Origin of the sequence: Peribacillus sp. AS_2, assembly GCF_026891895.1 — a bacterium.
In the GTDB taxonomy this organism is placed as follows: domain Bacteria; phylum Bacillota; class Bacilli; order Bacillales; family DSM-1321; genus Peribacillus; species Peribacillus frigoritolerans.
On record NZ_JAPTGA010000008.1, the window covers coordinates 43,249 to 56,782 of the forward strand.

The following is a 13,534-nucleotide window of genomic DNA, read 5'->3' on the forward strand; positions in this document are numbered from 1 at the left end:
ACCGAACAAAAAAGATCGTTTTTCAACGATCTTTTGGTTAACTTTGTTCATTGCTTTTCGATGTTTGCTTGGAAGACCTGATGGGATAAAGGACCTTTTCAAGCGTCAGGGCATTCTTCTCGGTAATTTCAGGCTTTCTCGGAATGGGTTCGTATATATCCTCCATGTCATCCCATTCAGCCGGTAGGGGAACAGGGGACTCAGGCTGCCAGCTATCGAGCCATTCCTTTGATAGGGGACCTGAAATGTCATTATCCGTCATTTCAAGCCAGATCCTTGCCCATGCCCTCGGTACGACGCGCCATATATCATATCCGCCGCCGCCTACTGCAATCCACCGTCCTTCGCAATACTTATGGGCCATTTCATGGGCCAACTTTGGTATTTCCCTAAAAATCTTCATGGTGGCAGATAAATGGGTGAGCGGATCGTAATAATGGGAATCGGCTCCGTTTTGCGTTAATATGACATCCGGTTTGAAGTATTCAATGACTTCTTTAAAGGAAGCCCTATAGCATTCGAGCCAGGATTCGTCTTCAGTGAACGCATCGACCGGGATGTTGAATGAATAGCCGTAGCCTTTTCCCTGGCCCCGCTCGTTAATCGTGCCGGTGCCGGGAAATAAGTAGCGCCCCGTTTCATGAATGGATAAGGTGCATACATCGGGATCATCATAAAATGACCATTGGACTCCGTCACCATGATGTGCATCGGTATCGACATACAAGACACGCGCATCATATTTCTTTTGCAGGTATTTAATTGCGACCGAACTATCATTGTAAATGCAAAAGCCCGAGGCTTTCCCGCGGAAACCGTGATGCAGGCCACCGCCAAGATTAAGTGCGTGCAGGGACTGACCGGTCATGACGGCATCCACAGCCGTCAAGGTACCGCCTACAAGCAAGGCGCTTGCTTCATGCATATTGGGGAAGATAGGGGTATCCTCTGTTCCCAGTCCATAATTTTCTGCCTTTTCAGGAGGGAGCTTTCCCTGGCCCGCTAATCTGACAGCGTTTACATAATGGTGATCATGGATCAGTTCCAATTCTGCATCTGTAGCCATTCTGGGCTTGATAATTTGATCATCATTGATGGCATGGTGTTTTTTTAATAAATCGAGCGTGAGTTTAAGGCGTTTTTGATTGAATGGATGCTCATCGTTGAATTTGTAGGTAAGGAGTTCATCCGAATAGACGAAAAGGGATGTATCATTCATGTGAAATCCCCGGTAGACTAGGCCATAAAACGGTATAGCCTTCTTTCTTCAAATCCTCCACCACCATAAATGGATTCATCGTCTGTACACGAATTACAAGAATTTTATAATCGGTTCCATTTTTTTCAGGATAAACAAGGGTGCTCAGGATATTCGTATTGCGCCTTTTGAAAATATGGGCAATATCATGAAGGGAACCTGCCTTATCCGGGATTCTGATTTCGATTTGGGAACCGGGCTGATTGACTCCTGTCAACTCAACGTATGAATGAAGTAAATCAGTACCGGTTATGATGCCCACTAACTTCCTGCCCTTTACGATTGGAAGGCAGCTGATATTGTTATCACAAAAAACAGCCCCGATTTCTTCCACGAAATCAAGCGGGTGCCCCGTGATTATTTCCGTTTTCATGATGCTTGATAATGGTTTTTGTAAATCATTTTTGTATTCTTCGGTACGGAAAATAGAAGGGGCAGCATCCCGAATATCACGGTCGCTGACTAATCCCACAAGTTGAAAGCTGTCATCGACAATGGGTATATGGCGAATTCGTTTCTCCCTAATGATCAAGACAGCGCTATGGATGGTATCCGTTGGAGTGAGGGTGATGATATCCTCATTCATTATTGTTTCAACAATCATTTTCCTTCCTCCTCTTCCTCTCCTCTTTAATACATAAACCGATTCATAAAACGCAATTGGTCGAACTTCTGGATGGATTCCGACGGGACTCTTTTGCCAATTCGGGCCATCAGGCAGTTGGCCGGGTGGGAACTGATTTCAGGATCATCTGTTGCAAAGTAGACCAAGCCACCTGCACTCATCATTTTTTCCATGACCTTGCGATAGTCCCAAATATTCAGCCCTGTCCCTTTCAAATCCCAATGCCAATAGTATTCAGTGGTGATGATGATGAAGTCTTCAACCGAATCGTCTTCCATTGAAAGGCGGATCAGGTTCTTCCCGACCGAGGCACCACGGTATTTAGGGATGACCTCGATTGCACCAAGCTCAATCAGGTCCTCCATCTTGATTTCAGACCAGCGCTCCAAGGGATCGGGATATAAGTAAGTTACATACCCCACGATTGTTTCATTTTCACGGGCGATGAAGATCCTGCCCTCAGGCAAGTCTGCTATCTCTATTAACGCTTTATGCTGCAATGCAGGGGGGCGAAAGGCGACCAAGTCTTCATGAAACTCATAAGCGGACATTTTTTCTCCGCTTAACGGTCCCTCGATGATGAGCGTTCCGCTTAATGTCTGCAGTTCCTTAGTGTAAAAGGTCTTACTATATTCCATTCTTTCACCACCCTTGTTATATAGTAATCTTACACTCTCGCATTCCGAAGCATCGCTTTTAAACGGAATGGAAAGCTTACATAAATTATACATGAAAACAAGGGGCATAATTCAGAAAGTTCAAGGCGCTTTTGTTACAGTGCCCCTTCTTTCCCGGCTATCATATGGATGCACCTTGACCTTAACCATATACCAGTAACTCTCAATATTCACCAAGAAGGGATTTCCCTAATATGGAAACGACCAATATTTTAAAAATTGAGATAATTCGATTCTTATACTATAATAAAAATATAGAGCCGAATGAAGGGGGAGTTTGTCGTATGAATGTGAAAGCGTTGCCAGTAGTGGAAGGTAATTTTAATTTAAAGAATTATGATGAAAAATACAATAAGTTTGACTGGTCTGAGACGGAAAAGGAATTCTCCTGGTCTGAAACCGGTAAAGTGAATCTTGCGTATGAAGCCATTGACCGCCATGTCGAAACATACAAAAAGAATAAAGTGGCCCTTTATTACAAAGACGATAAAAGAAATGAAAAGTATACATTCAAGGAAATGAAAGATTATACGAACCAAGCGGCCAATGTATTCAAGAACATTGCCAATGTGGAAAAAGGTGATCGTGTTTTCATTTTCATGCCTCGCTCCCCGGAGCTGTATTTTGCATTGTTGGGTGCGATTAAAACCGGGGCGGTCGTAGGGCCGTTGTTCGAAGCCTTCATGGAAGGCGCCATAAGGGATCGTCTTGAAGATAGTGAGGCAAGTGTGATTGTGACGACACCTGAACTGTTGCCACGCGTGCCAGTGGATGAATTACCCCATTTGAAGCATATTTTCCTGGTGGGGGAAAATATAAAAGAAGAAGGAAAGTACCATCACTTCAATAAGAAATTAAAAGAAGCCGACAGAAAATTCGACATTGAATGGGTCGATCGGAATGATGGTCTGATTCTTCACTATACCTCTGGTTCCACAGGAAAACCAAAAGGGGTGCTTCATGTTCATAATGCGATGATCCAGCATTATCAAACGGCAAGATGGGTCCTTGATTTGCAGGATGAGGATGTGTATTGGTGCACAGCGGATCCTGGTTGGGTGACAGGGACGTCTTACGGGATTTTTGGACCTTGGCTGACAGGGACCTCGAATGTCATTGTAGGCGGGCGTTTCAAGCCTGAATCCTGGTACAAGACCTTGGAGGACTTTGGTGTCACGGTATGGTATAGTGCACCGACTGCCTTCAGGATGCTGATGGGCGCGGGTGACGAGATCGTTAAGCGGTTCGATTTAAGCACTCTCCGCCATATTTTAAGTGTCGGTGAACCGTTGAACCCGGAAGTGGTGCGCTGGGGAATGAAGGTATTCAATCATCGGATCCATGATACATGGTGGATGACGGAGACCGGGGCTCAGGTCATCTGCAATTATCCTTGCCTGGAAATCAAACCGGGTTCGATGGGTAAACCGATTCCTGGCGTAAAAGCGGCAATAGTGGATGATCAAGGCAACGAGCTTCCGCCGCATAGAATGGGGAACCTTGCCATCAAGAAAGGCTGGCCTTCGATGATGAAGACCGTCTGGAAGAATGAAGCGAAATATGAATCTTACTTTATGCCAGGTGATTGGTATGTTTCCGGAGATTCCGCATACATGGATGAAGATGGTTATTTCTGGTTCCAGGGACGTGTTGATGATGTCATCATGACGGCAGGGGAGAGGGTCGGACCTTTCGAAGTGGAAAGCAAGTTGGTCGAGCATCCAGCTGTAGCTGAAGCGGGGGTCATCGGTAAGCCGGATCCGGTTCGGGGGGAGATTATCAAAGCGTTTATCGCCCTTCGTGACGGATACGATGCGAACGATGAGTTGATTGAGGATATTCGTACATTTGTGAAGCATGGTTTAGCAGCACATGCAGCACCTCGTGAAATTGAATTCAGGGATAAACTTCCTAAAACAAGAAGCGGTAAAATCATGCGCCGTGTCTTGAAAGCTTGGGAACTTGATTTGCCAACCGGTGATTTATCATCGATGGAGGATTGAGAAACTGAGTCATACTGATCATTGAAAATGAAAAAGGCATCCATTGTCACTTTCATGGATGCCTTTTTGGGAGATTATAAGGAAACAGGCTGTCGGGGTTACCCGACAGCCTGTTTTAGTTCAAGAGTGTCATTCTTCCTCATCTTCCGCTTTATCCGTTTCTTGCTCTTGATCATTGACTGTGCCTTGAACTTTGTCGTTCCCTTGAATTTCTTTATCTGTATTCTCTTTGTTTTGATCTTTGTCTTGAACTGGATCTTTTTCTTTATCCGTTTCCGTTTCTTTTTCTGGTTGTATATCTTTTTCCGGTTGTTTATTTGTATCTGTATTTTTGTCTGGACCGTTCTCTTCTTTTGAGTCTGTTTTTTTAACTTCGTTAACTATTTTATCTTTTCCGCGATCATCTTTATTTTTCGCGGAATCTTCTTTGGAACTTGTCTTTTTAGCGCCGCTTTCAACATGTTGGGAAGGGGCTGATTCTTTACCGACAATGTCGACAGCCGTTACGTAATAAGATCCGCCAGAGCCGACTTTGTAAACAAGATTCTCCCCAGCATTGATGCTCGCCACTTTTTTGCCGTCTTTATAGACACGATAACCGACGACATCTCCTTCATGATGCAAGCCCCATGTAATCTTACCGTTGCTGATCGCTATGGATAGGGGATCTGGTGCTTTGCCATTATCATTCAATTTCGCTGTCGCCCCGACGACATTTCCTGATTTTTCGGCTCCGGGAATCACGGATCCCGGGTCAACGACATATCTCAACCCGATATCTGCAAAGGAATCTGGATTCAGCATGAACCCGCCGCTTTTGAATTCGCCAGGTGTTTGCGGAAGGGCTGCGTAGCGTTTGCTGCCAACTGATACATATTGTCCATCTATGAAACTATCATCCGCCCTGGATGGAGCATACTTGGCGATGAATAAATCCGATTTGACAAGCCCGGCCTTTTGGCATGAGCTTGAAGGAAGCAGTCCTGAAACGCCACAGAAGGAACGGCTGACAATTCCGCCAGGCATTTCGAATCGCTTATCGGGGTCGATGAGTTTAGGGTCGACTTTATATGCGGCATTGATCAGATCTGCCCAATAATATAAATTACGTTTATTATATTCAAGTCCATTATAAGTCCCTTGCAAGGATTTCGGCTTGTCATAACCGAGCCATGTCCCGAACGATACATTCGGGTTGCTGGCTACAAACCAGGCATCCCAATAGTTTTGTGAAGTACCGGTTTTACCTGCCCAATCGCTTGAGAAGGCAAGGCGGTTCCTGACCGAGGCCGCCGTCCCGCTGTTTACGACATCACGCATCATATCGAGCGTCAGGTAAGCGGCTTGCGGAGAGAAAACATCCACTGGTTTCACTTTATGCTGATAGATGACTTTGCCATCCTTCGAAACGATTTTATCGATCATATAAGCATCGATGAATTCTCCTGAATTGGCAAAAGTGCCATATGCATTGACGTTTTCTTCAACGGTTACACCTTTATCCATCGCACCCAATGACAAGGCAAGATTGGAGTAATCCCCTTTCGTCACGGTGGAGAAGCCCATTTTTTCCAAATACGAAGCGGGGCTCAGGTTGATGATTTTCTTGTAAAAGAGCGCTGCCGGGATGTTATAGGAATTCTTCAGGGCCTCGCGGGCAGTCGATACTCCCGTATAGCTGCCGCCGCCATAGTTTCCTGGACTCCACGGTTTGCCTCCTGTTGGAATGGAGATCGGCACGTTGGCCGATACGCTGCCAGGCGAGATCTTGCCCAGCTCGATGCCTGGACCATATATCACCAGCGGCTTCATCGTTGATCCGTTCGAGCGCAATGATGCGGTGGCGTGGTTCGTCTGTTCCCGCTTGAAATCGCGGCCGCCTACGAAACTGATGATTTTCCCTGTTTTATTCTCGATAAGAATCGCTCCGGCCTCTACGGGCTGGCTCACGGTCTTCATTTCTTTCGTATCCGGGTCGGGGACTTGCGCCAGTTTATCGTACCCGAAATTTGGATAGTTTTTCGTTACTTCCTGCATCTTGTCATAAATCTTTTTGTTGACGGTCGTATATACCTTATAGCCATTTTGCCGCAGCTTACGATCGGCAAGTGCTAGATATTGAGCTTTTAAATCATCATTCTTTAAATCTTTCTCTTCATATCCATCGTCTTTTGCGAGACTGACAGAGAGGATTTCAATGGAGCGTTTTTCAATTTCATAGGTGAGCCACGGATATTTCTCGGATGGCATCTCCGTTTTACCGATAAAGTCTTTTGTTATGTCGTATGTTCTCGATTTATCATATTCTTCTTTTGTTATGTATCCGTTACTATACATCCGCTTTAAAACGGTTTTCATCCGGTTGATGCCGGGTTCTTGATTTTCTTTCAGTTTTCCTTGCTGAGTATATGGTGTATAACCGAAAGGGCTTTGCGGCAATCCAGCAATAAAAGCTGATTGGGGCAGAGTCAGATCTTTGGCCTCCACGCCAAAAATACCTTCAGCAGCCGACTCGACTCCAGCGATGTTCCGACCGGAAGAATTTCGACCTAACGTGGAGACGTTTAGGTAGGTTTCCAAAATCTCTTCCTTTTCAAAGAACTTTTCGACCCGGAGCGCAAGAAGGATTTCTTTTGCCTTCCGGTCAAATGATACTTCGTTGGTCAGGATCTGGTTTTTAATGAGCTGCTGTGTTAATGTACTTCCTCCCGATTGGACGGTTGCATTCGAAAATTCCTGGTAAATCGCACGCAGGATGGCTTTCGGGACAACCCCGTCATGCTCATAAAAATACTCATCTTCTGTAGCGATGACTGCATTTTTAAGATGCTTGGAAACTTTATCGATGGACACTTCCTCACGCTCAAGGTCACTCTTAAGCTTGCCCAAGTATACTTCATCTGCAAAGTATACTTCAGAGGTCTCTTCATAATTGTAAATGTCTTTTTTCAAATCTTCTTTTGAGCGTACTGGCTCATCATTGACGAGGGCAGCGAAATAGCCGGCTCCGACGCCGCCGGCGAATGAGAATCCTAGGATCCCGACAATAATGAGGATCAGTGTTAAATTCCAAATGACTTGGTATGTAACCCGCGCGTTCTTATGTGTTTTTTCACTTTGGAAAAAACGGGTCAGCTGCTTCCAGACTGTTTGAAATCTATCTTTTTGATTATTATTCATCGTATCATACCCCCTGAAATCACATATATTATAGCATACAACCGGTAGGGGAAAGGGCATCTTTCTTATTTTTCTATAATCTGTAGGGTGAAGTTGACAAGGATTCTTATGTATGATAAAAGTTTATTAACAACAATAAAATGATTAAATGATCGCGATGATAGGACCCAGTAGTCAGACTATCCCTGTTTCAGAGAGCCGGTGGTTAGTGGAAATCGGTACAAATGGTATGATGAATTACTTCCTGGAGCATTTGCTGTGAAATGATTAGTAGCAGGAAACGGCTGACGACCGTTATTCGTCTTGAGCGGAGGGCGTATTATGTCCTCAAGTTGGGTGGTACCGCGAATTCATTCGTCCCTTCATATTTATGAAGGGGCGTTTTTGTGTGCTTTTTGCGGGTTTTTTCTAAGATGGAGGAGGAATATTTAATGGAATTGCTTAAAGACCTCGAGTGGAGAGGAATTATTTATCAACAAACGGATGAAGAAGGTTTTAAGAACCTTTTGGAAAAAGAGAAAATTTCTTTATACTGTGGTGTCGATCCAACTGCGGATAGCATGCACATCGGTCATCTATTGCCATTCTTGACATTGCGCCGTTTCCAGCAGCACGGTCATCGTCCCCTTGTGCTGGTAGGCGGTGCGACAGGACTCATCGGTGATCCTAGCGGTAAAAAAGAGGAACGTCAGCTGCAAACGCTGGAAAAAGTGCTTTATAATGCAGACTGCATAAAAGGGCAGCTATCCCACATCTTTGAATTCGACGGTGAAAATGGTGCGGTCATGGTCAATAACTATGACTGGATAGGCAAAATCGATATGGTTACGTTCCTTCGTGATTACGGGAAATACATCGGCATTAACTACATGCTGGCAAAAGATACGGTTGCTTCCCGCTTGGATACGGGAATTTCCTTCACTGAATTTGCGTACACGATTTTACAAGGAATTGATTTCGGCCATTTATACAGCAATTACGACTGTAAATTGCAAATAGGCGGCAGTGATCAATGGGGGAACATTACGACCGGCCTTGAAATGATCAGGAAATCCAATGATGAGAATGCCAAAGCATTCGGTATGACGATCCCGCTCGTAACGAAAGCGGATGGAACGAAATTCGGTAAAACGGAAGGCGGAGCGATATGGCTTGACCCGGAAAAAACGACTCCTTATGAATTTTACCAATTCTGGATCAATACAGCAGATGCAGATGTCGTGAAATACCTTAAATTCTTCACATTCCTATCTCGTGAGGTGATTGAAGAGTTAGAGCAATCCGTACAAAACGAACCGCATTTGCGTAAAGCGCAAAAAGCTTTAGGGGAAGAAATGACCCGTTTGATTCATGGTCAGGAAGCTCTTGACCAAGCGATCAAAATCTCTGCCGCCCTATTCAGCGGTGAGGTGAAGAATTTAAGTGCAGCGGAAATCAAATTGGGCTTTAAAGATGTCCCTAGCTTCGAACGTGAAAGCAGGGAAGATATCGGTTTGGTCGATTTAATCGTTGAAGCGAAAATTTCGCCATCTAAGCGTCAAGCCCGTGAAGATATTCAGAACGGGGCAATCTCCATAAATGGGGAGAAAGTGACCGATCTGCAATATGTAGTGACGGAAGCCGCCAAGATTGAAGGGGAGTTCATCCTCATTCGTCGCGGCAAGAAGAAATACACATTAGTGAAATGATTGTCCAAAGCCCGGCTGAATCCCAGCCGGGCTTTGTTCTGTAATAATTTGTGAAAAAAACGTTGATTGGAACGTGGGCACTCGCTTTCCGCGGGCACCCCCTAGAGTCGCTTTACCCACAACCGTCGGGAGGATAAGCTATGATTTTGATTGGGGGAGGAGAATGGAAACCTAAGTCTAAATCTGCAGTAGTCACATTTAAAAGGGAGCAAAAGCCAATCTTACATGGAAGGGTTTGATCCTGGAACTTGATGCTATCTTTGAAAAGGTACCGAAACAGCTTTGTCTAAGCTCCAATAGGCAAGAGATTTCTGCAGATAAGAAGGAGGTAAGAATTACTTTCATTGAATGTATGCTGTAACAGATTATCATGATTTTCTGGAATCTCCATCACGTCTACTCGAATTTGAGTCAGGATTTTTAGCTAATCAACATTTTATTTTGTTTAGTCTTTGTTGTTTTTCCTCATAATTGATACAAAACAAAACAAAACAAGGCTATCAATAATAGTATTGCTGGAAACGTATAAAAGCTTCCGTTGTATTTAATAGAGTAATCTACTTTTAAGCCATACAAATAAATAAATAGGATAAAAGAAACAGATAATGCTATAGTTCCGGCTATTAATTTCATAATATCACCTCTCTTTAGTTAATTTGTATTATATAATAAAAAGTGTATGCTGTAATTATCAGAAAATTTAGAAAAAAGAGGGGTAAAAAATGAGAATTAATAACCAAAAGTTTTACATTCAGCTTCTTAGTCTTTTCAGCCTGTTTATTCTATTAATAGGATCTCTGAATTTATCAAGGGTCTCAGCAGAAGGGGGAGACGATTCCATTGTAGAAATTGAAGGAGCTAATGTGGAATTAACAGTTGATGCTCCTTACAGTTTAACAAAAGACGATGGAACCATAGTATTTTTTGATACAGTAGAAGACTATAATGCTTATTTAGATAGCCAAATTATAAAAATTGTTCCTATATGCGCAACGTGTAATAAAACTAAAACAACAACCATTAAAACTAATACAGCAAAAGAAAAATGGTTAAACTACCACCCTCTTACAAACGCTTGGGCTAAAGCTAGCAGTTATACTATTTCTCGTGGGTAATCATATACTATTTCTGGTTCTTATAGTTATGATGGATTTAATGTGGGTGTTAGCGTAGCTCATAATACCTCAGTTTCTACAACAATCCCAGCTAATTCAAAAAAATACAGTAGATTAGGTGTTTGGTCAGACATTACTTTCAAGAGATTTAAACACATAGTAAAAAGCCCGACTGGAAAGGTTATAAATACGTATTATTCAAATACTGCATACGGTGTTGGTGCTCCATATATAAAAGTTAAATATAAGTAAGAAATCAAATACAGTTTCTATTTTAAATGAATATATTATCTACAATAATTGTCTTAGCCTATTTCGTTACTGTATTTCTCCTACATTTATAATTCAAGTAATGTGGTGGTGACTTGGCTTTCGCTATATTTTTACTTATTATACTACTTTATAAAGTATTCTTCTCTGATATTAAAAACGTCCTCCTATTTCAAGAGAACGTAAAAATAAGCAACAGTCCACAACCTATTTTTTTATTGGAGTTTTCTAAACCTCCCCTAATTAAACAGGTTATCATACACCATTCTAAAAATCAGGAGAAAAAGAAAAAACCCTAGAAACACTGATGTATCAATGTTTTTAGGGTTTTCCTAATTGCTGTTAACAAAGCGTTTTTATTAACGAGAGTAGAACTCAACGATAAGAGCTTCGTTAATTTCAGCAGGCAATTCAGAACGTTCTGGTAAACGAGTGAAAGTACCTTCTAATTTCTCAGCATCGAAAGTAAGGAAATCAGGAACGAAGTTAGTTGCTTCAACTGATTCTTTGATGATTGAGAAGTTGCGTGATTTTTCACGAACTGAGATTGTTTGTCCAAGAGACACTTTGTAAGATGGAATGTCTACGCGGCTTCCGTCTACAGTGATGTGACCGTGGTTAACAAGTTGACGTGCTTGACGACGTGTACGAGCTAAACCAAGACGGTAAACTAGGTTGTCAAGACGTGATTCAAGAAGAATCATGAAGTTTTCACCATGTACACCTTTAAGTTTGCCAGCGCGGTCGAACATTGTGCGGAATTGACGCTCAGTGATTCCGTACATGTGACGAAGTTTTTGTTTCTCTTGTAGTTGCATTCCGTATTCAGAAATTTTTCTACGTTGGTTAGGACCATGTTGTCCTGGAGCATAAGGGCGTTTTTCTAATTCTTTACCAGTACCTGTTAGGGAAATTCCTAAACGACGGGATAGTTTCCAGCTTGGGCCAGTATAACGAGCCATAGGATGACTCCTCCTTTAAATGTTTTTATTTTGGTAAAATAAAAACCGTGTGAATGTCGATCATGACCATTTTGTTTTCATGTACCTTCGCCCTAGCAGCAGAGGGTTACGAGATACACCTCTGGATTGAGGAACAAAATGAGAACATAAAGGCTATCACATAGGCTGCAATATTTTACACAAAGAGTATTGTATAATATTCTGCTCAATGAGTCAAGGACAGTTGTGATAATTATAGAATAGAGAATGGCGGCAGGAAAAATACAATTTTATCATGAGATAATGAATACAACAATTATGGATGGTTTCCGGGATTGCTTGGAAGCCCTTGCCACGGGTGCCTTTGCATCATTTAAAAGTGAAATGCCAAAAGGGTCGGTGGGAAGTTATATATTGAGAAGGGTTCAGGAAAGGGTTTGTACCTGGGTACTGAAATGGAAAAGGGAGCAGGCATGGGTTGCCGCTCCCTTTAATTTTTATAGATGATTGGAAAGGATTTCAGCGAACTTCTCCAGTCCTTGCTGATCCATTTCGTCAAAACGGTCCGTTATCGGGCTGTCGATATCGAGGACACCAAGCAATTTGCCATCCTTCATGAGCGGGATGACAATTTCAGATCTTGATGCCGCATCGCAGGCGATATGTCCAGGGAATTGGTGGACATCCTCAATGCGCAGGGTTTTTTCAGTTGCCGCTGAAGTCCCGCATACGCCCTTGCCCATTGGAATGCGGACACAGGCCGGAAGCCCCTGGAAGGGTCCCAGTATTAATTGGTCTTCTTCATATAAATAAAAGCCAACCCAGTTAATCTCATCGAGAAACTGATTAAGTAAAGCTGCCGCATTGCTTAAATTGGCTATCCTGTTCGTTTCATCTTCGATTAAGGCAAGTAGTTGTTTTTGGACCAGTTCATAGTTTTTTTCTTTTTTTCCTTGATACATTTCGACATTAAACAAAAGCGTTCACCTGTCTTCCTCATATTTTTACAGCACTTTCTAATCATGATGCTCCATTGTTGGGAAATTGTCGAGAACTTACTAAAGGATTCAGGCTCTTTCGTGAAGAAGTAGTCCATAAGACTTGTCTCAAAGAAAGCGAGGGATTGCCTGAATGAATCGCCAGACGCCAACGAAACAAGCCATTGTGGATGCTGCATTGCATTTATTTCATTTAAAAGGCTATCATGCTACATCCATACGGGATATTGCGAATAAAGCGAAAGTGAACGCTGCCAATATTGCCTACTATTTCAAGAATAAGCAGGGGTTGCTGGAATTCTGTTTCACTTCCTATTTAGAAGAATATATCCTGGTCCTTGAGACGAACATGACGCTGCTTGAACTTAAAGGCCCGCAGCATTGCTTGATGAACCTTGTAAAAGATATTCTCGCTTTCCAGAGGGAAAACTTCCTTGCTGCAAGGTTCATATATGGGGAATCTTCACTCGATTCCAATTTAAACCGTGAAATTCATTCGACATATTTTACAAAGGAAAAGTCTTATTTTCAATATATATTGGAACAAGGAATCAAGAGCAGGAGTTTCCAGCAGGTCTCCGTTCCCATGTATATGCTGCAGTTGAAGGGATTATTGACGGCCCCTGTCCTGCATACCCATTATGCGATGGAAGTGCTTCATGTATTCCCGCAGGAAGCGTATTACACGAATATTTATGCCAATGAAGTCGGGCGTTTTCTGCAAGATACCCTTTTCATTGCCGAAGACCTGCAGCCGCTGTTAGCTGGCCGGGGCTGAG

At 42.9% G+C, this 13,534-nt stretch carries 10 protein-coding genes and 1 other annotated feature; of the genes, 4 read left to right on the top strand and 6 right to left on the bottom strand.

The window, feature by feature from the left end:
- Positions 1–37: 37 nt before the first annotated feature.
- The 3 genes from OTG27_RS15585 to OTG27_RS15595 are packed head-to-tail and all read right to left on the bottom strand — an operon-like array spanning position 38 to position 2,521.
- Positions 38–1,219: an acetoin utilization protein AcuC gene (locus tag OTG27_RS15585; protein ID WP_268937384.1), complete on the bottom strand. Its 1,182-nt coding sequence runs from the start codon at positions 1,217–1,219 to the stop codon at positions 38–40.
- A complete protein-coding gene (locus OTG27_RS15590) occupies positions 1,212–1,862 on the bottom strand; it encodes an acetoin utilization AcuB family protein (RefSeq protein ID WP_063575475.1) in 651 nt (216 codons plus the stop codon). Before OTG27_RS15590 ends, OTG27_RS15585 begins: the two co-directional genes overlap by 8 nt.
- 26 nt (positions 1,863–1,888) lie before the next feature.
- Positions 1,889–2,521 (bottom strand): GNAT family N-acetyltransferase, encoded by a 633-nt coding sequence (locus tag OTG27_RS15595; RefSeq protein ID WP_063575476.1) that lies wholly within the window; start codon positions 2,519–2,521, stop codon positions 1,889–1,891.
- A gap of 323 nt (positions 2,522–2,844) precedes the next feature.
- Between OTG27_RS15595 and acsA the strand changes: the two genes are divergently transcribed.
- On the top strand, positions 2,845–4,563 hold the full coding sequence (gene acsA, locus OTG27_RS15600) for an acetate--CoA ligase (protein ID WP_268937385.1): 1,719 nt from the start codon (positions 2,845–2,847) through the stop codon (positions 4,561–4,563).
- A gap of 129 nt (positions 4,564–4,692) precedes the next feature.
- Here acsA and OTG27_RS15605 read toward each other — a convergent pair whose 3' ends face one another.
- A complete protein-coding gene (locus OTG27_RS15605; protein WP_268937386.1) occupies positions 4,693–7,743 on the bottom strand; it encodes a transglycosylase domain-containing protein in 3,051 nt (1,016 codons plus the stop codon).
- Between the two features lie 148 nt (positions 7,744–7,891).
- Positions 7,892–8,108 (top strand) — a binding site (T-box leader).
- A 66-nt stretch (positions 8,109–8,174) separates the two neighbouring features.
- Here OTG27_RS15605 and tyrS point away from each other — a divergent pair.
- Entirely contained in the window at positions 8,175–9,431 is a 1,257-nt protein-coding gene (gene tyrS / locus OTG27_RS15610; RefSeq protein ID WP_268937387.1) for a tyrosine--tRNA ligase, read from the top strand.
- A gap of 722 nt (positions 9,432–10,153) precedes the next feature.
- The gene (locus OTG27_RS15615; protein WP_268937388.1) at positions 10,154–10,546 is read left to right on the top strand and encodes a hypothetical protein; all 393 of its coding nucleotides are present in this window, start codon (positions 10,154–10,156) and stop codon (positions 10,544–10,546) included.
- A gap of 629 nt (positions 10,547–11,175) precedes the next feature.
- On the opposite strand, the gene rpsD is transcribed toward OTG27_RS15615, so the two are convergent.
- Both rpsD and OTG27_RS15625 read right to left on the bottom strand, forming a co-directional pair.
- Entirely contained in the window at positions 11,176–11,778 is a 603-nt protein-coding gene (gene rpsD / locus OTG27_RS15620) for a 30S ribosomal protein S4 (RefSeq protein WP_034309220.1), read from the bottom strand.
- A 476-nt stretch (positions 11,779–12,254) separates the two neighbouring features.
- Entirely contained in the window at positions 12,255–12,734 is a 480-nt protein-coding gene (locus OTG27_RS15625) for a GAF domain-containing protein (protein ID WP_034309218.1), read from the bottom strand.
- A gap of 154 nt (positions 12,735–12,888) precedes the next feature.
- Between OTG27_RS15625 and refZ the strand changes: the two genes are divergently transcribed.
- Positions 12,889–13,533 (top strand): forespore capture DNA-binding protein RefZ, encoded by a 645-nt coding sequence (gene refZ, locus OTG27_RS15630; protein WP_268937389.1) that lies wholly within the window; start codon positions 12,889–12,891, stop codon positions 13,531–13,533.
- Position 13,534: the final 1 nt, after the last annotated feature.

Bases quoted from the DNA above. Each gene is read 5' to 3' on its own strand.
- OTG27_RS15585 (WP_268937384.1), bottom strand. From the start codon at position 1,219: ATGAATGATACATCCCTTTTCGTCTATTCGGATGAACTCCTTACCTAC.
- OTG27_RS15590 (WP_063575475.1), bottom strand. From the start codon at position 1,862: ATGATTGTTGAAACAATAATGAATGAGGATATCATCACCCTCACTCCA.
- OTG27_RS15595 (WP_063575476.1), bottom strand. From the start codon at position 2,521: ATGGAATATAGTAAGACCTTTTACACTAAGGAACTGCAGACATTAAGC.
- acsA (WP_268937385.1), top strand. From the start codon at position 2,845: ATGAATGTGAAAGCGTTGCCAGTAGTGGAAGGTAATTTTAATTTAAAG.
- OTG27_RS15605 (WP_268937386.1), bottom strand. From the start codon at position 7,743: ATGAATAATAATCAAAAAGATAGATTTCAAACAGTCTGGAAGCAGCTG.
- tyrS (WP_268937387.1), top strand. From the start codon at position 8,175: ATGGAATTGCTTAAAGACCTCGAGTGGAGAGGAATTATTTATCAACAA.
- OTG27_RS15615 (WP_268937388.1), top strand. From the start codon at position 10,154: ATGAGAATTAATAACCAAAAGTTTTACATTCAGCTTCTTAGTCTTTTC.
- rpsD (WP_034309220.1), bottom strand. From the start codon at position 11,778: ATGGCTCGTTATACTGGCCCAAGCTGGAAACTATCCCGTCGTTTAGGA.
- refZ (WP_268937389.1), top strand. From the start codon at position 12,889: ATGAATCGCCAGACGCCAACGAAACAAGCCATTGTGGATGCTGCATTG.